The 25,315-nt window shown below is 26.7% G+C and carries 25 protein-coding genes; 4 read left to right on the forward strand and 21 right to left on the reverse strand.

Going from position 1 to position 25,315, the window contains the following annotated elements:
- Nucleotides 1-111 precede the first annotated feature (111 nt).
- Nucleotides 112-2,994: an ABC transporter substrate binding protein gene (locus J2Z25_RS03790; protein ID WP_209738458.1), complete on the reverse strand. Its 2,883-nt coding sequence runs from the start codon at nt 2,992-2,994 to the stop codon at nt 112-114.
- Nucleotides 2,995-3,252: 258 nt separating this feature from the next.
- Between J2Z25_RS03790 and J2Z25_RS03795 the strand changes: the two genes are divergently transcribed.
- Complete coding sequence (locus J2Z25_RS03795; RefSeq protein WP_209738460.1) at nt 3,253-3,894, forward strand: undecaprenyl diphosphate synthase family protein; 642 nt, start codon at nt 3,253-3,255, stop codon at nt 3,892-3,894.
- Nucleotides 3,895-3,998: 104 nt separating this feature from the next.
- Here the strand turns inward: J2Z25_RS03795 and J2Z25_RS03800 are convergent, their stop codons facing one another.
- From J2Z25_RS03800 to J2Z25_RS03845, 10 genes are all read right to left on the reverse strand, one after another.
- A complete protein-coding gene (locus J2Z25_RS03800) occupies nt 3,999-4,433 on the reverse strand; it encodes a hypothetical protein (RefSeq protein WP_008679970.1) in 435 nt (144 codons plus the stop codon).
- Nucleotides 4,434-4,634: 201 nt separating this feature from the next.
- Nucleotides 4,635-6,083 (reverse strand): TrkH family potassium uptake protein, encoded by a 1,449-nt coding sequence (locus tag J2Z25_RS03805; RefSeq protein WP_209738462.1) that lies wholly within the window; start codon nt 6,081-6,083, stop codon nt 4,635-4,637.
- Nucleotides 6,073-7,449 carry a Trk system potassium transporter TrkA gene (gene trkA / locus J2Z25_RS03810; protein ID WP_097033750.1) on the reverse strand — a complete coding sequence of 459 codons (1,377 nt, stop codon included), beginning with the start codon at nt 7,447-7,449 and terminating at the stop codon, nt 6,073-6,075. The genes J2Z25_RS03805 and trkA overlap by 11 nt, the downstream gene beginning before the upstream one ends.
- 347 nt (nt 7,450-7,796) lie before the next feature.
- Entirely contained in the window at nt 7,797-8,594 is a 798-nt protein-coding gene (locus tag J2Z25_RS03815; protein WP_209738464.1) for a Tim44 domain-containing protein, read from the reverse strand.
- A 188-nt stretch (nt 8,595-8,782) separates the two neighbouring features.
- Nucleotides 8,783-9,892, reverse strand: a complete 1,110-nt coding sequence (locus J2Z25_RS03820; protein ID WP_209738466.1) for a sensor histidine kinase — start codon at nt 9,890-9,892, stop codon at nt 8,783-8,785.
- Nucleotides 9,882-10,574 (reverse strand): response regulator transcription factor, encoded by a 693-nt coding sequence (locus J2Z25_RS03825; RefSeq protein ID WP_209738468.1) that lies wholly within the window; start codon nt 10,572-10,574, stop codon nt 9,882-9,884. Before J2Z25_RS03825 ends, J2Z25_RS03820 begins: the two co-directional genes overlap by 11 nt.
- A 19-nt stretch (nt 10,575-10,593) precedes the next feature.
- Nucleotides 10,594-11,322, reverse strand: a complete 729-nt coding sequence (locus J2Z25_RS03830) for a M15 family metallopeptidase (RefSeq protein ID WP_209738469.1) — start codon at nt 11,320-11,322, stop codon at nt 10,594-10,596.
- 149 nt (nt 11,323-11,471) lie between these two features.
- Nucleotides 11,472-12,110, reverse strand: coding sequence for a membrane protein insertase YidC (yidC, locus tag J2Z25_RS03835; protein WP_209738471.1), 639 nt, complete (start codon nt 12,108-12,110; stop codon nt 11,472-11,474).
- 563 nt (nt 12,111-12,673) lie between these two features.
- Nucleotides 12,674-13,045: a hypothetical protein gene (locus J2Z25_RS03840; RefSeq protein ID WP_316136668.1), complete on the reverse strand. Its 372-nt coding sequence runs from the start codon at nt 13,043-13,045 to the stop codon at nt 12,674-12,676.
- A gap of 58 nt (nt 13,046-13,103) precedes the next feature.
- Nucleotides 13,104-13,652, reverse strand: a complete 549-nt coding sequence (locus J2Z25_RS03845; protein WP_209738473.1) for a cysteine hydrolase family protein — start codon at nt 13,650-13,652, stop codon at nt 13,104-13,106.
- A 233-nt stretch (nt 13,653-13,885) separates the two neighbouring features.
- Here J2Z25_RS03845 and J2Z25_RS03850 point away from each other — a divergent pair, with 233 nt between their 5' ends.
- Nucleotides 13,886-14,209, forward strand: coding sequence for a hypothetical protein (locus tag J2Z25_RS03850; RefSeq protein ID WP_209738475.1), 324 nt, complete (start codon nt 13,886-13,888; stop codon nt 14,207-14,209).
- 70 nt (nt 14,210-14,279) lie between these two features.
- Here J2Z25_RS03850 and J2Z25_RS03855 read toward each other — a convergent pair whose 3' ends face one another.
- Together J2Z25_RS03855 and J2Z25_RS03860 are read right to left on the reverse strand one after the other, a co-directional pair.
- A complete protein-coding gene (locus J2Z25_RS03855) occupies nt 14,280-15,047 on the reverse strand; it encodes an SDR family NAD(P)-dependent oxidoreductase (RefSeq protein WP_209738477.1) in 768 nt (255 codons plus the stop codon).
- Between the two features lie 156 nt (nt 15,048-15,203).
- The gene (locus J2Z25_RS03860; protein ID WP_209738479.1) at nt 15,204-15,914 is read right to left on the reverse strand and encodes a hypothetical protein; all 711 of its coding nucleotides are present in this window, start codon (nt 15,912-15,914) and stop codon (nt 15,204-15,206) included.
- Between the two features lie 122 nt (nt 15,915-16,036).
- On the opposite strand from J2Z25_RS03860, the gene J2Z25_RS03865 reads away from it, so the two are divergent.
- Nucleotides 16,037-16,501: a GreA/GreB family elongation factor gene (locus J2Z25_RS03865; RefSeq protein ID WP_008679997.1), complete on the forward strand. Its 465-nt coding sequence runs from the start codon at nt 16,037-16,039 to the stop codon at nt 16,499-16,501.
- A gap of 382 nt (nt 16,502-16,883) precedes the next feature.
- Here the strand turns inward: J2Z25_RS03865 and J2Z25_RS03870 are convergent, their stop codons facing one another.
- The 5 genes from J2Z25_RS03870 to J2Z25_RS03890 all read right to left on the reverse strand — a co-directional run bounded on the left by J2Z25_RS03870 (nt 16,884) and on the right by J2Z25_RS03890 (nt 21,303).
- Nucleotides 16,884-17,594, reverse strand: coding sequence for an SDR family oxidoreductase (locus J2Z25_RS03870; RefSeq protein ID WP_209738481.1), 711 nt, complete (start codon nt 17,592-17,594; stop codon nt 16,884-16,886).
- A 148-nt stretch (nt 17,595-17,742) separates the two neighbouring features.
- On the reverse strand, nt 17,743-18,759 hold the full coding sequence (locus tag J2Z25_RS03875; RefSeq protein WP_209738483.1) for an oxidoreductase: 1,017 nt from the start codon (nt 18,757-18,759) through the stop codon (nt 17,743-17,745).
- A gap of 74 nt (nt 18,760-18,833) precedes the next feature.
- Nucleotides 18,834-20,366 carry a WD40/YVTN/BNR-like repeat-containing protein gene (locus tag J2Z25_RS03880; RefSeq protein ID WP_209738485.1) on the reverse strand — a complete coding sequence of 511 codons (1,533 nt, stop codon included), beginning with the start codon at nt 20,364-20,366 and terminating at the stop codon, nt 18,834-18,836.
- A gap of 304 nt (nt 20,367-20,670) precedes the next feature.
- Nucleotides 20,671-20,841, reverse strand: a complete 171-nt coding sequence (locus J2Z25_RS03885) for an SHOCT domain-containing protein (protein ID WP_245173055.1) — start codon at nt 20,839-20,841, stop codon at nt 20,671-20,673.
- Between the two features lie 120 nt (nt 20,842-20,961).
- A complete protein-coding gene (locus J2Z25_RS03890) occupies nt 20,962-21,303 on the reverse strand; it encodes a PH domain-containing protein (RefSeq protein ID WP_209738487.1) in 342 nt (113 codons plus the stop codon).
- A gap of 289 nt (nt 21,304-21,592) precedes the next feature.
- Here J2Z25_RS03890 and J2Z25_RS03895 point away from each other — a divergent pair, with 289 nt between their 5' ends.
- Nucleotides 21,593-22,246 carry a pentapeptide repeat-containing protein gene (locus tag J2Z25_RS03895; protein ID WP_209738489.1) on the forward strand — a complete coding sequence of 218 codons (654 nt, stop codon included), beginning with the start codon at nt 21,593-21,595 and terminating at the stop codon, nt 22,244-22,246.
- A gap of 164 nt (nt 22,247-22,410) precedes the next feature.
- Here the strand turns inward: J2Z25_RS03895 and J2Z25_RS03900 are convergent, their stop codons facing one another.
- The 3 genes from J2Z25_RS03900 to J2Z25_RS03910 are packed head-to-tail and all read right to left on the reverse strand — an operon-like array spanning nt 22,411 to nt 25,168.
- Nucleotides 22,411-23,406, reverse strand: a complete 996-nt coding sequence (locus tag J2Z25_RS03900) for an ornithine cyclodeaminase family protein (protein WP_245173056.1) — start codon at nt 23,404-23,406, stop codon at nt 22,411-22,413.
- A 47-nt stretch (nt 23,407-23,453) separates the two neighbouring features.
- Complete coding sequence (locus J2Z25_RS03905) at nt 23,454-24,347, reverse strand: sulfite exporter TauE/SafE family protein (protein WP_209738491.1); 894 nt, start codon at nt 24,345-24,347, stop codon at nt 23,454-23,456.
- A 5-nt stretch (nt 24,348-24,352) separates the two neighbouring features.
- The gene (locus tag J2Z25_RS03910) at nt 24,353-25,168 is read right to left on the reverse strand and encodes a TrmB family transcriptional regulator (RefSeq protein WP_209738493.1); all 816 of its coding nucleotides are present in this window, start codon (nt 25,166-25,168) and stop codon (nt 24,353-24,355) included.
- Between the last annotated feature and the right edge of the window lie 147 nt (nt 25,169-25,315).

Raw genomic sequence — 25,315 nt, forward strand, 5'->3', positions numbered from 1 at the left:
TATTATATTTTTAATTTATTTTATTATTAAATTAAATAAATTACTTACTTTTAAAAGTATTGTTATTTTTCTATTTTAATATAAAAAATGAAGAGCATTATTTAATACTCTTCATTTCATAATCAACTCAAATTTATCTGGTGAAATAGGTTTGCTAAAATAGTATCCTTGTATTCTATCACAACCCATTTTATATAAAATATCAAACTGTTCTTTTATTTCCACACCTTCTGCAACAACAAGTATATTCATTTCATGTGCAAGCTTTATTATACATTCAACTATTACCCTATCATTTTCACTTATGTGTATGTTATCTATAAATGATTTATCTAATTTAAGCTTATCAATTGGAAGTAATCTTAAATAACTAAGAGATGAATATCCAGTTCCAAAATCATCTAATGCTATTTTAACGCCTAAGTCTTTTATGTCATTAAGTACCTTTAAATTTTCTTCTATGTTATTCATAACTATACTTTCTGTTATTTCAATTTCCAAATATTCTGCTGGTAATCCACTTTCATCTAATATATCTCTTACTGTATTTAAAAAATTACTTTGATACAGTTGGATAACTGAAACATTAACAGCTATAGTCATTGGAGTAATTCCTTTATCAATCCATTCCTTATTCTTTATACAAGCATTCTTCAAAACCCATTTCCCAATTGATATTATTAATTCACTTTGTTCTGCAAGTGGTATAAATTCTATTGGCGAAACATTTCCAAAAGAATTGCTTCTCCATCTCAATAAAGCTTCTGCACCTATAACTTTGGAGTCATTCATGTTTATTTGAGGTTGATATAGCAATTCAAATTCTGATTTACAAATAGCATTTCTAAGTCCATCTAGTAATTGAGATTTCCTAACTATATCTTTAGCCATACTCTCACGATAAAACAAATACCTATTTTTACCATTTTCTTTAGCTTTATACATAGCTATATCTGAATTTTTAAGAAGCTCTGATTTATTTCTAGCATCATTTGGAATAATACTTATACCAATACTTACACTTGTAAAAATATTTTTTTCTTTAACTTTAAATGGATTTTTAAATAATTCTAAAATTTTATTTGCCATCTCTTCTGCTTCTGCTTTTCCATTAACATCAAGCATTAATATTAGAAACTCATCTCCATCTAATTTACATATAAATTCATCATTATCTAGAAGTTTTATAAATTCTTTTGCTATGCATTTTAAAAATTCATCTCCATAATCATGCCCTAGCGTATCATTTATATTTTTAAAATTATCAATATCGATTAAAAATGCTACACCAATATATTCATTTTTTAAACCTCTTAATAATTCATCATCAATTTTATCTAAAAACATATGCTTATTAGGTAAACCTGTTAGCTGATCATAAAAAGCTAAAGTTTCAATTTTTTCCTCTGCCTTTTTTCTCTCAGTAATATCTGAAATGGATCCAGAAATCTTTACAGGATTATTTTCGCTATCAATTAGTGCTTTACCTCTTATAAATACCCATTTAATATTATTAAATATGTCAACTACTCTACATTCAACATAAAAATAAGAAGATTTTCTATTTAAATGTTCCTCAAACAATAATAATACTTTTCCCAAATCTTCCTTTAATATTATTTTTTTAAATGTATCTATTAAATTTTCTGAATTATAAATTGTATATCCAAGTAATCCTTCAAATTTATTTGATAAATAATGTTCTTTATTTCTAAAATCATATTCCCAAATTATATCATTTGCTCCATCAACAGCAAGTTTATATCTTTCCTCACTAGCTTGTACTTCATTATATTGCATTTCTAAAGACTCTTCTGTAGCCGCAAGCTCTTCATAAACAACATTTAGTTCATCATAATTTCTATTTAATTCTTTTTCAGTTATAATTCTTTTCCTTATATTAACAATTAATATTACTATAAAAATTACTAATGACAAAATTATTATAGAAACTATATATATTTGAAGTTTATATGTATTATAAAATGAAAAAGGCTTATTTATAATATTATAGTTACTTGGAATCTTATCTATAGATATATTATATTTTCTTAATTCATTATAATTAAATACAAATTTGCCAGGTGATTCTCTTTGAATAGGTACATTTTGTACATTTTCCCCATTTAAAATATTTAAGGCCATCTCTGCTGAAATTTTTCCTTGACTATATCCATCTATTACTTTTCCGCCAACAATATTATTCGATAATAAAAAATCCCAACATACATAGATGGGTATATTCAATTCTTTTAGAGAGACGTTAATTTCATCATAAGGAACATAGTTACCATTTTCTGATTTTAGTTGTCCTACTATTAAAATCGCTATTTCTTTATTTAAAGTATTTCTTTTATCTAAAATTTTCGAAACATCAACATCTCTATAAAAATTAAAATTAATATCATAGCTATATTTAGATATTGATTTTCTAACTAATTCTTCATTAAAATTTCCAGAAGGCATAGAATCTGATATAATAATGATATCTTTTACATTTTCTTGAAAAAATAATATACTATCTATTGTTGACTCTACATCTATAGCTTCTACTACTCCTGTATAATTTGACTTTCCTTGAAGCATTTCATCATTAAAATTATTTATTCCACAAAACACAACTGGAATATCTCCAAAAATATCCTCTCCATAGTTAATCATAAAATTTAGTGCATCATTATCTGAACATATAATTATATCAAATTTAGTATTCTTATATTTCTCAGTATAAAGTTTATTTAATATACCTATATATGCCTCACCGCTATTATTTTTTAAGTCCATATATTCATAATATACTAATAAATTATCATTTACTTCTATAGTTTTTTCTATACCTTCTTGAATATCTCTAGTCCATTGTAATTCTTCACTATATGAATTCAAAATTAATATCTTTTTACCTGATTCAGCCTTTATAGGGACTTGAAAATTTAAGATAATAAATAAAAATATTATGAATGAAAACATCACTTTTTTCAATTTTCCACCCATTGCATCCCCCTAACCATAAAATAAATTATTCATTCTGTATTTATTTGTATTCTTTTTATTACGATTCCTTTTAGTTACACTATAATTTAACATAGGGTTTCATAAAACAATTATACTCAATGATATTGCTTTTTTCTACAGTAAAAAACAAAAAGCACTATTAATTATTTAAATTTTACTAATATATATAAATTTATGACTAATTTATATTCTTCTGGATAAAATACTATTATTAATTTTTACTTTTATGGAGGATATATGAGAATACCAGAACATATTGGAATAATTCCTGATGGAAATAGACGTTGGGCACTTTCAAATAATTTAAGTAAAGATAAAGGATATTCACATGGAATTAATCCAGGACTTGAAGTATTTAAACTTTGTCAGAAGGAAAATATTAAAGAAATAACATTTTATGGCTTTACCATAGATAATACTAAACGTCCTTCTGAACAAAAAAAAGCATTTATAAGAGCTTGCATTGATTCTGTTATGCTTTTAACCAAAGAAGATTGTGAAATATTAGTAATTGGAAATACTGAATCTGATGTCTTTCCACAGGAGTTACTTCCTTTTATAACAAGACAAAAATTTGGAGATGGAGGTATCAAAGTAAATTTTTTAATTCATTATGGATGGGAATGGGATTTAAATTTATTAAAAGAATCAGACTCATCTAAAAAACATATTTTACCTTGTATTCATTCAGAAGATATTTCTAGAATTGATCTTATAATAAGATGGGGAGGAAGAAGACGCCTTAGCGGATTTTTGCCAGTACAATCTGTTTATTCAGATTTTTACGTAATAGATACATATTGGCCTGATTTTAATTCTCAAGACTTCTATAGTGCCTTAAATTGGTATAATGATCAAGATATTACTCTTGGTGGTTAAAGTTAAACTAGTAAATAATAATTAATTCATATTTAAGAGAGTGTAAAATTCATAAACAGATATTATAAATGTTTAATACTATTTTACACTCTTAACTGTACTCCTTAATAATATCTTGCACTAACTTCTCTTGTGAAACCATAATCAATAATGACTGGTTCCCCATTAACTATTCCCCAACTACTAGTCCTGCATAGATCATTTGCTAATAAATTATATCTATATACAATATTCTGAAATTCCCTCAAACTAAAGAGTTCGTCAATACTTCTAACATTAAAATAGTAAAGAATATCAGTAATACTGTTTATTTTATCTGCTTTTTGCATTACTAGATAATTAAAATTTGAAGAGACCTGCATAACCTTAGCAAACAAATCCGAGGAATCCATTGACGAAATTTGATATTCCACCCTATTTTGCGCTATTCCTGCTAAATTTTTTGCTACTTTCATCACATATCCATTTCCCAAGTCAAATACATTTCTTGATGAACCTGAACCAATGTATTTACAAAACATTCTTCTCTCGTTAAACATAATTTACCACTCATTTCAATTATTCATTTGATAAAAATCTAAATAGAAATATTAAGGAATATTCTTCGTATTATTCTATTCAGTTTACAGTAAACTAGTTCACATTTTAAATTTCCTTCTTCCTTTTTAAACTTAAGTTAATAAAAAAAGGATATCTAAAGCTATTTACTTTAGATATCCTTAATTTATATCGAATTTTATTTAATAAGTCTTTTTCCAAATTGATGTACTAAACATAATTAGCATCGGATATATTTCTAATCTACCAGCAAGCATACAAAAAGATAGTATTATTTTACTTAATGGTGAAAATGCTGAAAAGTTACCTATTGGTCCAACCATTTCAAAACCAGGACCTACATTACTTATAGCAGTTAGTACAGATGTTGATGTTGTAATTAAATCAAATCCATCAAATGAAACAATAAACATAGCAATTAATGCAATTACAATATATGCTCCTATAAATAAAAATACTCCAGATATAGTTTCTTCATCTACTACTTTTCCATCTATCTTAACACTTTGTATTCTTTTAGGATGTAATATTTTATCTATACCACGTCTTATAGCTTTTAGCATTATTACTATTCTTATTGTTTTTACTCCACCACCAGTAGAACCTGCCATTGCTCCAGCTATCATAAGCATCATAATTATCATTTTACTAAGCGTTGGCCACAAATTAAAATCTACAGTTGCATATCCTGTCGTTGTAATTATTGATGCAACTTGAAATGATGACTGTCTTATTGATTCATTTAAATTTCCATTATTAAAATCCAAAATATTTACTGTTATAAATATTATAGATATAAAAATCATTAATAAATAATATTTTAGTTCTTCACTTTTAAAGAAGTTTTTAATATTTCCTCTTATTACTTGAAAATATAATGCAAAATTAATTCCAAATAATATCATAAATATTGTTATTATCCATTCAACAGAAGGACTAGCAAAAGCAGCAACACTTGTATTCATATTAGAAAAACCACCTGTTCCTGCAGTTCCTAATGCATGTATTATAGCATCATATGCTGAAAGTCCTGATGCCATTAATAAAATCGTCTGTATTATAGTTAAAATAAAATATATTATGTATAAAATTTTAGCAGTTTCACTTATTTTAGGAACTATTTTACCTGGATTTGGCCCAGGACTTTCTGCTCTTAATAAATATATTGTATTAGACCCTAATGATGGTGCTAATGCTAATATAAAAATTAAGAATCCCATTCCACCTATCCAATGAGTAAAGCTTCTCCAAAATAATATTCCTTTTGGTAATAATTCAATTTCTGTTAAAATTGTAGCACCTGTTGTTGTAAAGCCTGAGACTGTTTCAAAAAATGCATCTATAAAAGATGGCATTGCTCCGCTTATAACAAATGGTAAGGCTCCAAAGGCTGCTATTACAATCCATGTTAAACCTACAGTCAAAAATCCTTCTTTAGCATATATGCCTTTTTCTTTAACTTCTATTCTTCTTAACAATAAAGCTATTGGCATCATCAAAATAATGGTTATTAAAAATGAAAAACTATCTCCATCTCCATATGCTAGTGCTATTCCCAAAGGAATTAGTAAAAGAATTGACTCGAATAACAATACATTTCCTAAAACCTTTAGAACCATTTTATAGTTCATAGTATCTGCCACCTCCAGAGAAGATGTCATCAATACTTAAAAGTTTCATATTCTTAGTTATAATAATTACTCTATCATTTGCTTTTAGATAATCATCTCCTGTTGGAATGATTATCTTATTATTTCTAACAATTGTAGCTACTAAAATATCCTGATTAAACTCTACATTTTTAAATTTTATATTTATATTCTTTGTATCATTGCCAACTACAAACTCTACTGCTTCTGCTTTATCATTACAAATCCTATATATATTTTCTATAGAGCATTTTTTCTTACTTCTTAAAGTTCTTACATATCTTAATATCTTATATGCAGTAACTAACTTTGGATTTACTATAGAATTTATTCCTACAGTTTTTCCTATTTCTCTATAATTATCTCTTGTTATTTTAGTTATTACGTTATCTACAGACTTACTACTAGCTAAAAGAGAAGCTATTATATTATCTTCATCTCTTCCTGTCAATGTAATAAAACTATCAACTTCAAGTAAACTTTCAGATAATAATAACTCTTCATCCATACCATCTCCGTTAATTATTATAGAGTTTGGTAAAAGATTATTAAGCTCTTCACAAATATTCAGATCCTTTTCTATTATCTTACAATTAACTCCAACTTCACCAATAATTTTAGCAAGGTAATATCCTATTTTACCCCCACCTATAACCATGGCTCTCTTTACCTTTTTCTTATATTTACCTAATTTATTGAATAAATTTTGAATGTCTTTATGTTCACCTATAACATATACTCTGTCATCTTTATGAAAAATATAGTCTCCTTTAGGCATTATAAATTCATCATTTCTCTCAATACCGCAAAAAAGTACATTTCCTCTAATAAAGGTAATATCACTTATTTTTTTACCTTCAAGAGCTGTATCATCAGATACCTTAAATCCAACTAAATTTACTTTACCATCGGAAAAATTATCTATACTACATACTGATGGATATTTAATTAACTTAGCTATTTCTATTGCTGCAGCTTTTTCTGGATTTATTACTAAATCTATTCCTACAGCTTCAGTTAGTAAAGTTATATCTTCATCATAATCTGGGGTTCTAACTCTGGCTACAGTATGCTTAACTCCTAACTTCTTAGATGCTAAAGAGCAAAGCATATTTAATTCGTCACTATCAGTTACTGAAATTAATAAATCAGCACCTCTTATTCCTGCTTCATCAAGAACCTTTAAACTAGTACAATTTCCTTTAACACACATTACATCTAAATTGTTATTAATATGTTCTAAAGCTGCATCTTTATTATCTATAATAGTTATATTATCTCCATCTGTAGATAGATATTTGGCTAAGGTATATCCTACTTTACCTGCACCGACTATAATAATGTTCATTTTCCTTCTCCTTGCTACTAATGTTACTCATATATGTAATACTTCATATTATACATTACAAATAATATTAATCATAGTCATTAAATTTATAAAAATATTAATAATATAAGTTTTTATTTGTTACTAAAGTTAAGACTTTTTAATTAATATATACTTTTTAATTAATATATATTTTAAATTTCTATTTTTTCAAAAAATTTTATAACTTTTGTAGTTACTAAAAAGAGATTTAAAGTAACTACTTTAAATACATAATACTTCTACTAAAGCTTCAGTGAACTAAAAAAATCCACCTACAATAAAAATATTATAGGTGGATTCTTTTTAATGAGATAAAATATTTAATGTTACTTAGATTCTTTATCTTTGATATTTATATCAAAGATATCCAAATTATTAATATCATCAATTTGCCTTATTTCATCTAATACCCATCTTTTTTCATTTTTTATAAATTTCCAATACTCTTCAAAATGAGTAATTCTATACTTATTGCCTTCTATTATTTCATTTGTTTCCTCTTTTATTGTATAATCAATTGATTTTGCCTTTATATGAACCCATAAGGAATCTTCATTAGTTCCATCCTTATCCTGTAATGCAATAGGAATAGCACTTACTAGTTTCATTTTTTCTAGTATATTTTTTTCTTTTCTTACTTTCATCCATTCTGTTTTTGATCTATGCCTTATGTATAGTTTTTCACTCATATATTCTTTAGCTAAATCTTGATTTCTTTCCATCCAAGCAACTTGAACTTTATAAAATGCTTCTTCAATATCATTCTTTATATTATCATAATCCCAATTGTAATCCCTCTTAGATAAATTTTTTATAGCAGAAATACTTTTTGCTTTCTTTTTGCTAAGTCTTACCTTTAAAACAATTGTTCCTGCTGATCCAATGATAGCAAACATGCTAAGATTAATTATTGAAGCTATTGGATTACTTCTTCCTCTATAACTTCCACCGGCTGAACCCCCGTGAGATGAACTACTACTTCCGCCGCCACCTCCACCACCTCCGCCGCCGCCTCCACCACCTCCGGCTCTAGCATAAGCAACTAGTGGTCCATTCACAATCAAAATTACCAGTATTATTACTGAAACTCTTTTTAGAAAATCACTAACCTTAAATTCATTCATTACTCTCATCCCTTTAAAAGTCTAAACTTTATTGTTTACCTAAATATTTTTTAATGCTAACCATACTTAAGCACTATTAATTAGATACATTCTTTAGTTACATATAATCTATTCATTAAACTTATATATATTTTAACACATACTATTTTTTTACAAAACAGATTATTTACATAATAATTATTTATTATTTAAATTAGTTTTATTGGTAATCTTACTTCGAATATAGTCTTATAATCATCACTATATGCAGATATATTTCCATTATGAAGATCTATAATATTTTTTGTTATAGATAAACCTAATCCCGAGCCACCTATATTGCTATTTCTTGATTTTTCTATCCTATAAAATCTATCAAATATATATGGTAAATCCACTGATGGTATAGACTGCCCATAATTTATAATTTGAACTACAGCATTTTCTTCCTCAGCCTTTGTAACTATATCAACATAATGACCGTCTTCACCATATTTAATTGCATTAGATAATAAATTTTCAAATGCTCGAACTAATTTTCCTCCATCTGCATTAACAATCAACTTATCATCTGAAAAGTTAACCCTTGATTCCATATTTGAATTTTTAAATTGTACTTCAAAATAAGCAACCACTTGACCTAATAACTCAACTAAATTAATATCATTTTTATCTAATTTTATAGTGTTATTTTGCATTTTAGTAAGTTCGAATAAATCATTTATAAGTAAGTTTAAACTTTTTGATTTTTCATATGCTATATTAGCATAATATCTAAGAGTTACTTCATCATAATATTTATCACTATCAATAATTTCTAAATACCCCATTATTGAAGTTAATGGAGTTCTTAAATCATGTGATACATTTGTTATTAAATCATTTTTAGTTTTTTGAGCCTTTCTTTCCTCTATCGTTCTATTTTTAAGTTGATTTGAAATACTATTTATATTTTCTGCTAAGACTTTCATATCCCCTTTAAAATTAACTTGTATTGATCTATCTAAATCCCCTTTAGCTATAATTTCGGTCTCATTTATTATAGCTACTAAACTCTTAGCTTTTTTATAAGTTACCAATAAATAAAATATTGTAAATATTGCTATTCCTATAATTATAGCTATAAATCCATCTAAAAATTCATACTTTATAAACCGCCAAAGCCTCCAAATATGCCATACAAATTCATATTCATTGTTTACGTATAAATAATTTAATATAATTTTTACAATAAAAAAAGTCAAGGCAGTTAATATTAAAGAAATTACTATATCAGTTACTGAATATAGCCATACTCTATATATCCTTTTATTTTTCAATTTTATAACCAACTCCCCATACAGTATGAATTATTTTATTTCCCTCCATATATTGCTCTAATTTGTCTCTAAGTCTACTCATATGTACCATTACAGTATTATTAGATTGGTAGTATCTCTCCTTCCAAACTTTTTCAAATATTTCTTCTGTACTAAAAACTCTTCCTCTATTTGACGCTAACAAATATAAAATTTCAAATTCCCTTGCCGTTAATGACACCTCATTATCATCTATTGTTACCTTATGTTTACTTTTATCTATAATCATCGATTCAATTCTTATTATATTATCTAAAGTTTGAATTTTAGTATTTAAAAAGTATGCTCGTCTAAGTAATGCTCTTATCCTAACTGTAAGTTCTAAGTGGTTAAATGGCTTACATACATAATCATCAGCACCTGTCATAATTCCTTGTATTTTATCCATATCTTCTGTTTTAGCACTTAACATAAGTATTGGTATATTATATTTTTCCCTCACCCTCCTACAAACTTCTAATCCATCCATACCCGGCATCATTATATCTAAAACCATTAAATGAATTTCTTCTTTATCTAATATTTCTAATGCTTTTTCGCCATTACTTGCCTTAAAAACATTATATCCTTCATTTTTAAGATTTATTTCTAGTAAATCCCTTATTTCCTTTTCATCATCTATCACCAATATATTATTATTCATTTGCCCTCCATCTAAATAACTATCTTCCTAAATATTCCTCCAAGGTAATTCCATTTTCATATATATATTTAGCAGCTTCTTCACCTACATACCTTATATGCCAAGGCTCATACTCAATTCCTGTTATATCTTCCTTTCCTAATGGATATCTTATAATAAACCCAAACCTATAAGAATTTTCTGCAAGCCAATCTCCTTCTCTTGTTCCTTGAATCAAAAAATTTTCCTCATTAGTGATATCAATACATAACCCTGTTTGATGTTCACTAAATCCAGGCTTAGCAACATATGCATTAGCATTTTCTATTCCTTGAGATTTTACTCTATCATTAAATGTATTTTTTTGTGACTTATAGGATCTATAACCTGAATTTCCTATTAATATTATACCTTCATATTTAGCTTCATTAATTAAATTTTCTAATGGCTTAGCAATAACTCCTGCAACGTATTTTTCTTCATTATTTACTGAATCAGTAAATGGAATATCAGGAATAATTAAATTTTTAGGTTTATAATTTTTACTTAATTCATGATCTTTATTTACTAATAGTAAATAGTCATTTAAATCAACATCATTATTTATATTAATATTATTTCCATTTGATAGCTTATCACTCTTATTTAAATTACTCTTATTTTCATTATAAATTAAACCCTTTGTAAATAAAATATCACTTTTTGATAAGTACAATACTCCAAAACCTACTAAAATAAATATTAAAAATCTTTTTAATCCTCTTTTCATGTTTTACACTCCTCTTCTAACCTTATAGTGCTAATTTTAAATTACACACCTTACGACTCTTATAAAAATTTCTTACGAAACCTTAAGTTTTATAAAAGCTGGTTAAAATAATAAAAGGATTTAAAGCAAAACTTTAACTCCTTTTTAATTTAAGCGAAAACTTTGTTTTTACTATATATTTTAAAACCAATATCCTCTAATAATGTGAATATACTTGAAGTTATAAAGTAAATTCCAAGTCCTATAGGTGCTTTTACTGTTATAACTAATCCAAATATTAACATTGGAATAATAGATTTTATACTTATAGGTTCTTCATTACTATTAAAAATCTTCAAGTATGAAATTATACTTGGTAATATGGAAACTATAGTATATATTAATGGAACAATAAACTTATCATCTGTACTACCTATATTTATAGCCCAAGGAATCAGCATTGTCATAGCTTCAACTGGAAGCCTTGATATAGACATATATAATCCCGATATTATTGGCAATTGTAATAATGAAAGAAAACATCCAAACATTCCTTTAGAGTTATTTAAGTAAAGCTTATTTAACTCCTCATCTTGCCTTTTTTTATTATTTTTATACTTTTTCTTAACAGCCTCTATTTCCTTAGAAAAAACTATCTGCTTTTTCATAGCAATTCTTTGTTTTATAGAAAAAGGTAGCATTAATAGCTTTACAGTTATTGTTAGCAATACTATAGCTATCCCCCAATCCCCTGTTATTTGAAAGGCAAACTCTATCATAGTTTTAAATATATTTATAATGATGTCCATAAAAATCCTCCTAATTATTTAAACAATTTAAAATTAATTTATAAGACATCATTTTAAAATAAAGTACAATATCGCCATATATCTATTTTCTCATAGGTTTTATATTTATCAGAATTTAAATTTTTAGAAAAATCCAATTTTTCTTTGTTAATCAAATTATTAAAAATGACTTTATTAAATTTCCCCTTATTCTTATAAACATAGCCTTTAAAGCATATATATATGTAAGTTGCAATACTAAAAATAGAAACTAATTGAATTAGATACAGCATATCAAATTTCATATATGCTTCGCCTCCTATGAGTTATATTATAACTCATTATATGTTGTTGAATACAAAATGTCAATATGTGGAATCAATTTAAATAACTTTTATATAAACTTTTTAAATAAAATATTCTAGATATAAAATAATAACTGAAAACAATTTTTAAATAAAAAATCGCTTCCAGTTATTATTAGAAAATCTGTTGTCCGTGCATAACAACAATACTTATGTTCTTCTATTTCTAATTATATTTCTAATTAAGTCTTTTTTAATTAAGTGTTTTCTCTAATAAATCTAGAAAGTATAGAAAAATGGGAATGGTGGAATAAAATAAGGATAGCCTAATAAAGCCACTGCAGCTAAATTACCTAGTGGAAAACCTCTCCTCCTAAAGCGTCTAAATCTTCTTCTTTGACGGCCTCCTCCAGGGAATTGGCGTTGTTGCTCAGGTTCATTTTCATTTTCTGATTCCATTACATCTTCTCCAACCAATATTATAATACGCTCTCTATCTACATCCTCAATAATTCCGTCAAGTGTACTTCCATCTGACAATGTAATAATAACATGAAAAGATATAAGCCTTTTGCATTTATCATGTAATGGTTGTAAGTCTCTGTAATAATCAATTCTTTCCAAAGACATTTTTTTATCAACTCCTTTCATGACTATGATATTCACTTCCAGAGCCAACTGTACCATGGTAATAAACAAAAAGATTAAATTATTTTTGTCTGTTTATTACCTTACCTTGTAATCCTTCTATTACATCTAAAGCCTTTTCATGTAATGATTCATCAAAGCTAGCGCAAAGGCTTCCATCAACTACTACCTCTGCATTTCTAAATTGTGACTGAAACATTACCACATTACTTATTACACATATATTAGTAACTACTCCAACTATCTCTATCTCATTGATATCATCACCTATTTCACTTGCAAGCTTAATCATATCAATTGGTGCCATTCCAAATCCATATTTTTCATAATGAATTGTATTTTCTTTATATGAAAACTCTTTTAACTTTCCATATAGTCCATGACCCTCAGTCCCCCTTAGGCAATGAACAACAGGTAAGTTTTTTCCTTCTCTAGTATCTAAATAATTATCTAAGTGCGTATCATAAGTGAATAATACCTTATTATTCTCCTTTAGATATTTATTTACCTTATCATAAATTCCATTTTCTAAAGATATAGCCTTTTCAAATCCCAATGTTCCATTAACAAAGTCCTTTTGATAATCAATAACTACTAATAATTTTTTCAATTTAAATTCCTCCCCAATTTATATCTCTATTATCATTTTCAAATATCGTAATATGTATCCTTGCTATTAATTTAATAATATTATTCTACCATAATAACTTTATAATAAATATATTTCTCTATTTATATCATAATTAAAATAATTATATAAAATCCTAAGAAACCCTCACTTTAAATGAGTATTTTACATATTATAAATTATAATAAAACAACTTCATTTAAGAGGTGTTTGATATGAAAAACAAAAATTTATTCTATAATGTAAATGAAATTATCGTCAGACCTGGACTTGAATCTTCTTATATAGATTTTAGCAAAGAACTAAATAGTTATCTTCTAAAAGAATATTCAAGATATTATGCTGGCTTACAACTTTATCAAGATAATTCTATCAGTAATATATTTCATGTTATCGCATCTTACTACGATGTGCCTGGAGTCTATAAAGTTGCACCTTTAATTGGTGATAATATAAGCTGTATCTATGATAAAGTATGGGGTTCTTCTGTTGAACGTAATTCTCTATTTTCATTCCTCAACTCAAAGAGAATCTTTTAAATTATAAAAAATAAAGGGCGATTATTTCGCCCTTGTTATAAATTGCTCTTTAAAATTATTTCTATCTACTTTAAACTATTGATAATCCGCCATCTACTACAATATGCTGTCCTGTTACATAACTTGATGCATCAGATGAGAAGTATAAAATAGTCCCATTTAACTCACCTTTTTTAGCAGGTCTAGAAGCTGGACAAAGCGTATTATAGCTCTTTAAAAATTCTTGAGATTTAAATAATGTATCTTCAGTCATTTCAGATTCAAATAACCCTGGACAAACAGAATTTACGGTGATACCAAATTGAGCATAGGATGCCGCCATACCTCTTGACAATCCTAAAACTGCTGCTTTAGATGCATTATAAGAGTGTCTAATAAATATATCAGCTTTATCTGCTAATAATGCATTAATAGAACTAACATTAACTACTTTCCCATAATTTTGCTTCTTCATAACTGGAATCACATATTTACTAACTAAATAAATGCCCTTCACATTAGTATCCATACTCTTATCCCATTCTTCTTCACTAAGTGTCTCCACTCCACCACGCACTGCTATTCCTGCATTATTTAATAAAATATCCACTCTTCCAAATTTATTAACAATAGTTTCTACTGCTACTTTAACTGCCTCTTCATTAGTAACATCACATTTAATAGCAATGGACTCTACTCCTAAAGCTTCTATTTCCTTTGCTAAGCTTTCTATTTTCTCAATTCTTCTTGCTAATACACAAACATTTGCACCTTCTTTTGCATATGCTAATGCTGCATCTCTTCCAAGTCCACTTGATGCACCTGTAACAACTGCTATTTTCCCCTTTAAGTCAAACATATTTATACCTCCCATAATTTTAATGTACGAATTTATTTATACATTATATTATATACTTCTTTTTTAAAAAGTCTTAGTTATAGTTTATGTAAATTTTATTTTTTTATTTGGCATTCATTATTAGTATTATAGAAATTAACTTTAAAATACTATATCTTAATTTTTATTAATTAACTTTGAATCATTAATAACATATTTTAAATCTATAATAGCATTTATTTTAAGTCCAGCTTCTTCTAATAAAACTGATTGTAAATTAACTCCCTTAAAATTATCCTTATATACTATTACATCTCCTTTATTGAATTTTACATTTATTTTTCCGTCTTCAGGAAACCAATCTTTTACGAAACTCTTTAAAGCTAAATTAACTATCCAATCTGCTATTTTTAAATCTAAAAACCTTACTTCATCTATTGTTATTACTAAATCCTCGTCATCATTAATGCTTGGCTTAACTTTTACTTCAACAGGTGTTTTTATGTTATTTAATACTTCATAATTTACATAAATACTTATATCTCCTTCTTCTATATTTATTTTTACATCTTTCATTTTTTCATTATTAGTTTTTTCTAAAAAATAATCTACTCCATTTAATATAGTTTCTTCTGGGGCAAATAACTCACCCTTAATTCCTATTGGATCATTTATTACTTCTATATTACTTGCTTGAAGACCAGCTATTGAACTTATAAAGTTAATTATTTCACTTTGATTTTCTGTCGTTTCTATATTATTTGCTTCATATTTATTCTCATTTACATTTTCATCTTTACTTCTATTAATCATATTGAATAGTATAACTCCAAATATAATTAATACAGAAACTATGGAAACTATTATTATTGCTAATTTCTTATTCATTTTTTCTCCTCCTTAAAATTATTTACATAATATATTATATTGCTTTTATCTAAATAATCTTTTATTTTTTTCTATATATTATATAATATTAGCATGATATCTTTTGAGAGGGGTTTAGTTTTATGAATAATACGCTAACTGAAGAAAATATAAAAAAATTAAGAGAAGAATTAGAATATAGAATGACAGTAAAAAGAGCTGAAATTGCAAAAGAAAAAGCAATAGCAGCTGCACATGGTGATAGATCTGAAAATGCAGAATACAAGGAAGCTTGTGCAAACTATAGAGAAAATGATAATAGAATTCAATACTTATTAAATATGATTTCAACAGCAACTATTATAGATGACGAAGAAATCGATAAATCTACTTTAGGAATAAATAGTAAGGCCAAAATCAAATTCATTGAAGATGATTTTGAAGACGTTGTTACTTTAGTTACTGTTATGGATTCAGACCCTGAAAATATGTGTATAAGCATAGAATCAGACCTTGGATTGGCTTTAAAAGGTAAAAAAGTTGGAGATATTGTTGAAGTTGATGCTCCTGAAGATAAATACTCTGTTGAGATATTAGAAATCTTATAATAGCAAAAATGCCTGTAGCACAAATATAAAGGCTACGATAACTAGATATGTTCTATAAGCTAAATAGCTACGCAAAGAAGTACTAGGCTTATTTCACATATTCTATTTATCTTAGCCAACTTATATTTCGCCACTTTAAATTATCAAATGAAGAATTAACCTCATTAATGATATGTATTAAATTGGAGATTTTATTATAATGAGAAACTACAATTCTTATTTAAGATAGCTAGGATTGTGTTAAAAGTTTTTATTGTTTGAGCATAGCGAGTTATAAAAATTTAGCCATCTTAGCTATCTTAAATTTAGAATTGTATTCGATATTATATGAAAATCGGAAAATTAATACATATTATTATGATTAATTTACATTTTATAAAAATTATTCTTCATAAATCATCTTTTTTGTCATTCCACCATCTATAATGATATTTGCTCCATTTATAAAATCATTATCTTCTTCACATAAAAACAAGCATGTTTTTAATATATCACTCGGCTTTCCTACTCTTCCAGATGGATGTTGCTTATGGTCTATTTCTCTAAGTTCTTCATATTTATCTACTTGTATCCATCCAGGACTTATAGCATTTACAGTTATCGGTGTCTTTGATAAAGATATAACTAAACTGTTAGTTAAGGAAACTATTCCACCTTTCGAAGCTCCGTAGGCCTCCCAATCTGCTTCATTTTGATTATATCTAGTTGAAGATATATTTATAATCCTTCCAAAACTTTCTCCTTTATTTGCTTTTACAAACTCTTTGCAACAAATAAAGCTACCTCTCAAATTTGTATTTAGAACATTATCAAATTCTTCTACATTTATATCAAATATAGATTTACTATATGAACTTATTGCTCCATTATTTATCAATATATGAATAGCTCCATACCTTTCAATAACCTCAGAAAAAACTTCTTTTATTTCACTTTCACTTTTCAAATCAGCCTTATAAAAATCAATATTTTCATTATTGTATTTAGCATCTAAAATATCAATTGCAATCACTTTATAGCCTTTATCAACAAAGCCTTTTGCCAAGTGGTATCCTATTCCTTTTGCTGCTCCTGTAATTAATGCAACTTTCATATAACCATCCCCTTCCCTACTAACTTATAAATTCACAACTTCAGAGCCATATATTCACATACTATCTGAATGTATCCTATAATACTATAAAATTTAAAGTAAAAGATATCTTTAATCTACTACGTTTAAAGATATCTACAATATTATCTTACTTTAAATTCTTAATTCCCTCTTCTAATATTTTTAGTTGCAGTAAAGTTTGCTCATCTGTTATAGTTTTATCTTTATTATTTACTATTGCTTCATATAAATCATCATACACTCTTCCATAATCACCATTAACAGATTTAACTTTTTCCTCATGAATTGTTCCTTCATCATCCATGTATGTTAATGTTCCATAATGATTAAAGGTATCAACTCCAAAGTCCTTATTTGTTGGCATATAAAACATCTTTAAATGCTCTTCTTGTCTATCTTTAGTTTCTTTTACAAAGCATCCTTTTTTGCCATATAAAACAAAGCTAGGTCTTTCTTTTATTCTAAAGTAACTAGATTTAACAGATACTTTTAATACTCCATAATATAAATCCAAATCAAAATAGTCATTCATTCTGCCTGTTCCTAGTAATTGTCTAACATCATAATTAATTTTATCTGGTTCTCCAAAATAACTTATAACTTGATCTAATGTATGACAAGCATGACCATATAAATATGAATCATAAGGTGAAAAACTGTGAGTTGATTCTGGTACCTCTGGACGATAATAATCAAAATGCATCTCAAGCTCTAGCAAATCTCCAAGCTTACCTTCTTCTATTACCTTTTGAACTGTTAAAAAGTCACTATCAAACCTTCTATTTTGATATGCTTGAACTATTAGCCCTTTTTCCTTTGCTAAGTCAAATATTTCTTTTGCTTCTTCATAAGTTTTCATAAATGGCTTTTCAACTAAACAATGCTTATTATGCTCCAATACTAATTTTGCGTAATTATAGTGACTATCTTGCTTTGTACAAACTACGATTAATTGTATATCCTTATCATTTAATAATTCATCTAAGTTAGATGTATAGTTTACTCCTTCTATTCTATCCCAAGCTTCATTTTTAGGATTTCTTTGATATATTGTTTTAACCTTTATATTTTTTCTTTGTAAAACAAATGGTAAATGATATCTATTAGTACTTTTTCCATTTCCAATATAACCAATTGTAAGCATATTTATCCTCCATAATATTTATATTTTATTGAAATTATACCATTATATTTATCAGCTTCTATATTTTTTATTATTTATTCTCTTGCCTTCTTAACTTCTTCAATATATTCCCATGTACTTCCATTATCTTTTGATTGATATAATGCACTAGAATTTCCATTATAGTCTCCATCAGAACCTTGACCAACTAATACATTTAAAACTCCATTTTCTTCATAAGGCATTTCCGGAAAATCAAATGGAGAAATAACACTTCCATTATTAATAGTTACATCTATTTTAGGAATATCTATTATCTCAAAAGATAATCCTCCATCTTCAGTACGATATAGTTCACCATAACTACCACCACTATGAGATAAAGCTATAAATCCAAGCTTATCATTTATAAAGGCTACACCTGATGCTCCGCCACCTCTTCCCATAAATGGATCTTTATTTATAATATCCCATGTAGCTCCCCCATCCTTAGTTCCTTCTAAAGAATAAAACCTACTACCTGCTGCTGCTCCAACAACTCTTAATTTATATCCAATACTATCAGATAAATAAAATTCTTTATCTTCACTATTTGCTGTACTCACAGGTTTTCTATTTTCATTTTTATTTAGCTTATCGCCTTTTATATTATTTAAATCTTCTACTAAGTTATATCTAACAGGAGTATATATATCCTCTTTTCCTGGAACATATACTGAAACTGTATATCCTATTATTTCAGAACGTATTTCACTTGGTGACTTTGTATTTCCTTCAGAGTCTATATAAACAATTCCTTCTTTGTTAAAACCAAAGCTTCTTTTCCCATAATAAAGAATACCATATTGATTTTCATTCCAATTACTTACCGTTTCCTTAAGGGGAATAGTTTTCATTGTATCAATTAATGGTTTTAAAAGCTTATCCTCATTAAAATCTGCATTAACATAGCCATTTAAAGATATAATAATCTTTTTAGATTTGTTACTATCATAAGAAATTAAATAACTTTCTAATTCATCTTTATCATTTTTTCCATAAAGAAAACCATAAATTGACTGAATTGTTCCATCAGAATCAAACTCAAGGCTAAAGTCGTCAGAAACATATAAAGTTTCAGGCATATGAACTTTGTCATTAATATCATTAAATAATCCTTCTATACCATCTTCATATATATTATTATGTTCAAGTTTTATTTCTTTTTTATGACCTAAATCATGTAAAACCCACGAAAGCTTTCCCCTAAAGTTTGTTGCACTATGATATATTTTTGCTCCATAAAATACTGTTATAATAACCATAATAATTATAGCTATATATGTCCCAATAGTTTTTAATGAAAATTTACTCCACTTCCTTTTACTGTTCTCATCAAAAGTATAATCATCTGTAGGATATTGTGGAGAAATCATATTTTTCTTTCTAACAGCAACTATTAAATAAATAATGCAAGCCAAAAAGAATAACATACATATAAATAAAATTGTAATATTATGATCAACTCTTCCAAACCTACACAGAGTATATAATTCATAAAATGATATCCAATATACAAGTATAAATATTGGATTAATTATTATAGATAATAGTTTACTAAAAATCGTGATTTGTTTACTTTTTTTCATTCCAATCCTCTTCCTCCTTGTAAACAATTAATATAAATAAATTATACACCATTTCCCAATTTACAGAATAAAACTTTTTATTACTCTTATCTTATATTTTTTCTATTCTCTATTTAACTGAAATAACTTAGATTTTACTAAAATTAATAATTATAGTTCTAATAAAATATTATCAAAATAATGAGTTTAACCCATGAAAATCTACTATTGATATTCTCATGGGCTTATTTTATATCTGCAATATAAAATTATACTTATACCTAATAAACCATTCTTATATATGGCTGATAGTTTTACAGGTAAATTAAATACCGAGGATTTGTTTTTTCTTAATATTAAACTCTTCTTCTGTGATAACACCCATATCAAACAATTCTTTAAATTTTAAAATCTCATCTACTGAACTGTAGGTCTGCTCCACTCTTATTTTCTGTTCTGCTGAATTTACTTTAGACTCCTGTATATCTAAAATCAATTCATGTATTTTATCATTAATGTTTCTTGCTCACTTTTATTTATTGCAACATTAAAAGTTTCCTTTACAGTATCTATAGTAATAATACCAGTTATTGCACCTGTGGTCATAGTAATATCATTAATATTTTTTTAATGATACGGTTTGAATTATTTCTCCTAGCATCTTCTTTTGTGCCATTATAATTCTTTTATTAATAACAGCATAAGCAAAATTGGAATCATGTTTACTACTGCTAATATAATTATGAAGACCAATAAAACACATTAGTATTTCTTCATCTGAACCTAAAGATTTTTCTATTAATTGAAAATGCTTTAGTGCCCAACTTTTATCTGTTCCCATTCCATAATTATTATCTATACAGTATTTATACATATCATTTGCATTTCTAGAAACCCCATGATTTTTATCCTTATAATTAAAGTAACTTGTAAAGTCATTGCTCTTTATTTCCGCCATACCCCTTATACTCCTTCACTTTAAATCCTCTCCTATTCTAAGTATATCTTTTAATATAACTTATATTTACACTATAATTTATACTATCATCAAATCACCATTGAGTAAACATTATCATGCTTGAAACCTATATTAGATTCTACAATTGAATGAAGTGTAATATTTCTAACTTTCTAATCAGTTCTTATTATTTATTAGTAATAATCTTAACAGTATGATAATATTAACTAGACTGAATATGTCCAAAATAAAACTTATTATATCCAAATGGATTAAGATGGAGGCACTAATGGCTGTAAATAAAAATGTAAAAAGAAATTTTCATTATAATAATATAGAAAAGAAAGATAAAAACTTCATGTATCAAAATCTTGAGAAAAGTAATTGTTATAACTGTAACTTTGCAGGCTCAAATTTTGATTATGTAAATTTTAGAGGAGCACATTTTAAATCATCTAGCTTTTTAAAATGTAGTTTTAAATGGTCTGAATTTATAGGAACAAATTTTAGAAAAAGTAATTTTAAAAATGCAACCTTTGAAAACACTATATTTGACTCAGCTAAGTTACAAGACGTTGACTTTAAAGATGCTAAATTTGTAAATACTATATTTGTATCAACAGACATAAGTCAAGCAAAAAATTTAGATATTGATAATCCAGGAATAAGAATCTTTGATGAAATGCCTAAAATAGAAATAAGCGAAGAACTTAAAAATGCAGCTTTTAATACTTTCAATAATAAATACATAAAAGCTTCAAGAATTCTAGACACAAAAGATGGGGATCTTAATTACTTAAACATTATGATTCTTTTAGAAAACTTTGATGAAGAAACATTAATTAAAGGATTGAATTTTATTACTAATGAATTAAATAGAGAATTTTATACACTAAGTTATATAATAAAGCTTATTAAAAATATTCCAGTATCTGAAAAATAATAACTCTTTAATAGTAATATTTTTAATAAGGGATTAAAGTTTTGCTATCCCCTTGAAATTAATCAAAAAACTTCTTCTAAGATGATTTTTTAGTCTTAGAAGAAGTTTATCTCTATTATCTATTAATATCTTTATATAATTTTTAATGATCACTCTTTTAATTTCTATAATTTAACTATCTCGCCAACCTTATTCTCTAAAGCTTTTTCATAGATTCTACGAGCAGTAACAACATCTAATACACTACTTCCTACAGTTTTAAAGAATGTGATTTCATCTTCATTCTCACGACCTTGTACTTTACTTAAGATAACTTCACCTAATTCTCCAACAACTTTATCAAAAGAATAGATACCTTTATTTACTGGTACTATTAAATCTCCACTTTCATTAAAAACACCATCTTTTGTATCTACATATACCTTTGCAGTACATACTAAATTTTCATCTATTTCTTGCATATCTGGTGTATATGAACCAACTCCATTTACATGAGCGCCCTTCTTAACTAACTTACCATTAAATACTGGTTTCTTTGATGTTGTTACAACAGTTATTATATCAGCATCGTATATAGCATCATCTGATGATTTCGCCGCTACTATCTTAACCGAGAATTTTTCTTCAAATTTTTCACTCATATTTTTTACAAAGCTATTTGTTCTTTCTTCTGAAATATCATATACTTTAATCAATTCTATATCTCTTACATTTAATACAGCTTCGAGTTGTGTTTCAGCTTGTCCTCCAGTACCAAAAAGAGCAAATACCTTTGAATCTTTTCTAGACAAAATATCTGTAGCTGCTCCTGATACTGCTCCTGTTCTTATCCTAGTTAAAAACGTTCCATCCATCAATGAACAAACTTCCCCTGTTTGATTATTCACAAGAACCATAGTTGCTGGTACAGATGTTAGCCCCTTTTCTATATTCTTAGGATATACAGAAACAATTTTTACTCCTAAAGCATTTGTATCAGCAGCATACCCTGGCATATATAAACTCTGTCCTTCGCTCTCTGGTACATTTATATTTACTCTTAGTGGAATATCTGCTCCATTTTTTGAATATATCTCAAGTGCGTCTTTATCCGCTTGAATTGCATCTGACATTGTAAAAATTTTTTTTATATCATCTTCTCTTAGTATTACTATATCCATTATTTTCTCCTTTACACTGTTCTAAAACTTTTAATAAAATTTATATATTATACACTCTCTTTTAATTCTTTTATTGCTTTATTCTTTAGTATTTCTGAAATCATATTGTATGCACTATATAATAGCACAATAACCACTACCCATTGTAACATACTAACATTTAAACTTTTAACAACATATGCAGCTACAATAACTCCTAAGACTCCAAAAGTTGAAGTAAAGAATGTAATTTTACGTGAATATGAATCTAATTTAATAAATTGCATACTTCCTATTGGTACTGAAAATGTGCAAGCACCCATCATTATAGGAAATGCTACAGCCGGATTTAATCCTAAGGCATATACTGTTGCCATTGTTAAAGCATATGAACCTATGCCAACATTATTAAATGCACCAAAAAGTAGAGATAAAAATCCTAACATTACTAGTTTCCAACCAGTAAGCCCTACCTCAGCTCCACCTGATGGATATACTCCAAACTTACCCATTAATATTAATATTGCTGCTATTATTAGTCCAACTGAAATAAATTTCTTTATTGACGTAACATTCATTTTAACAACAAATCTTGGTCCAATATATGCTCCTATAACTTGAGCTATTATACAAACTAATAAAGTTGTTATTTCGACATCTATTGATGATATATATATAAGTGCCATTGCTGCAACTGGTAAAACACATTGTGTATTAAGAGTACCTGGCAATTTTTTATCATTAACAAATTTCATTTTTCTATAAAAAACAGTACTTACAGCAAAATCAGAAATCCCAAAAGTTGATAACACAAATATAATGAATGAAGAAATGGCTATTATAATTGGATTACCATCTTCCTTCATAAATTCACCTTTATTTTTTATTAAATCTCTTATGAATGTAATTGCAAATAAACCATTGATGATAATAACGAATAATAATACTACTTTTAATATCATTAACTTCACTCCCTTTGAATATTAAACAAATCTCTCACTCCAAGCATTTTACTACCAAAACTTCTTTTTTCCTCATCACTCATTCGTTCAATTAATCTGATACAATATGCATCATGTTTTATGTATTCATTAGCAAAGAAAACCATACTATCATTACTTGTATAGATTCCTTCTGCAACTTTATCATTTTTAATTGTTGCATAAAACATTTCTTTTGAATCAATAGTAACAGTTATCCATCTTCCACCTATATCATTAATCTTATTTACTTCAAATCCATGTCTATAGAAATAAGGGATGCTCGTACTGTATTCTTCTTTAGAATCATACAGAACCACTAATACTTTTCCTAATTCTTCTTGCTTTCTACGTAAAATCTCCTCAAGTTCTTTTGACAAATCTTCTTTCCAAACCTGAATTAGCACTTGTTCTTGTGAATTTCTTATCATACTAAAGCATTTTGCAAGCAAGTTACTATATCCTTTAACTTGCCAAATTTGTTCATTATCAACTTTTTCATCAAAATGCTTTAGCTCAGATTCTAATTCTAAAAGTATATTTTTATTTTGATTTTTAAGATTATTTATAACGCATTCAACGGATTCAGCCTTATATAAAGAAGACTTCTCTACATGAGTTACCATTACAGCACCTTTTTGAATTAAAATTTCTAATATATTATATACTTTAGATCTAGGTACTCCTGATATTTTACTTACTTCATATCCACTTCTTGGACCATTTTGTAATAATGCAATATAGATTTTCGATTCTGATTCAGTAAAATTAAAATGCTTTAATAAATTTATAATTTTTTCCATATTTACCTCCAAATAATTCATAAAATATTAAATATTAATTATTATAACATATAACTTTATTATCAAATTATTTATCGGAATTTAAACATAGTAGCTACCTATAGTAACTACTATATAACTTTGTTTAAAAATTGTCAATATATATCT

It is taken from the genome of Clostridium tertium, assembly GCF_017873245.1.
GTDB classification, from domain to species: domain Bacteria; phylum Bacillota; class Clostridia; order Clostridiales; family Clostridiaceae; genus Clostridium; species Clostridium tertium.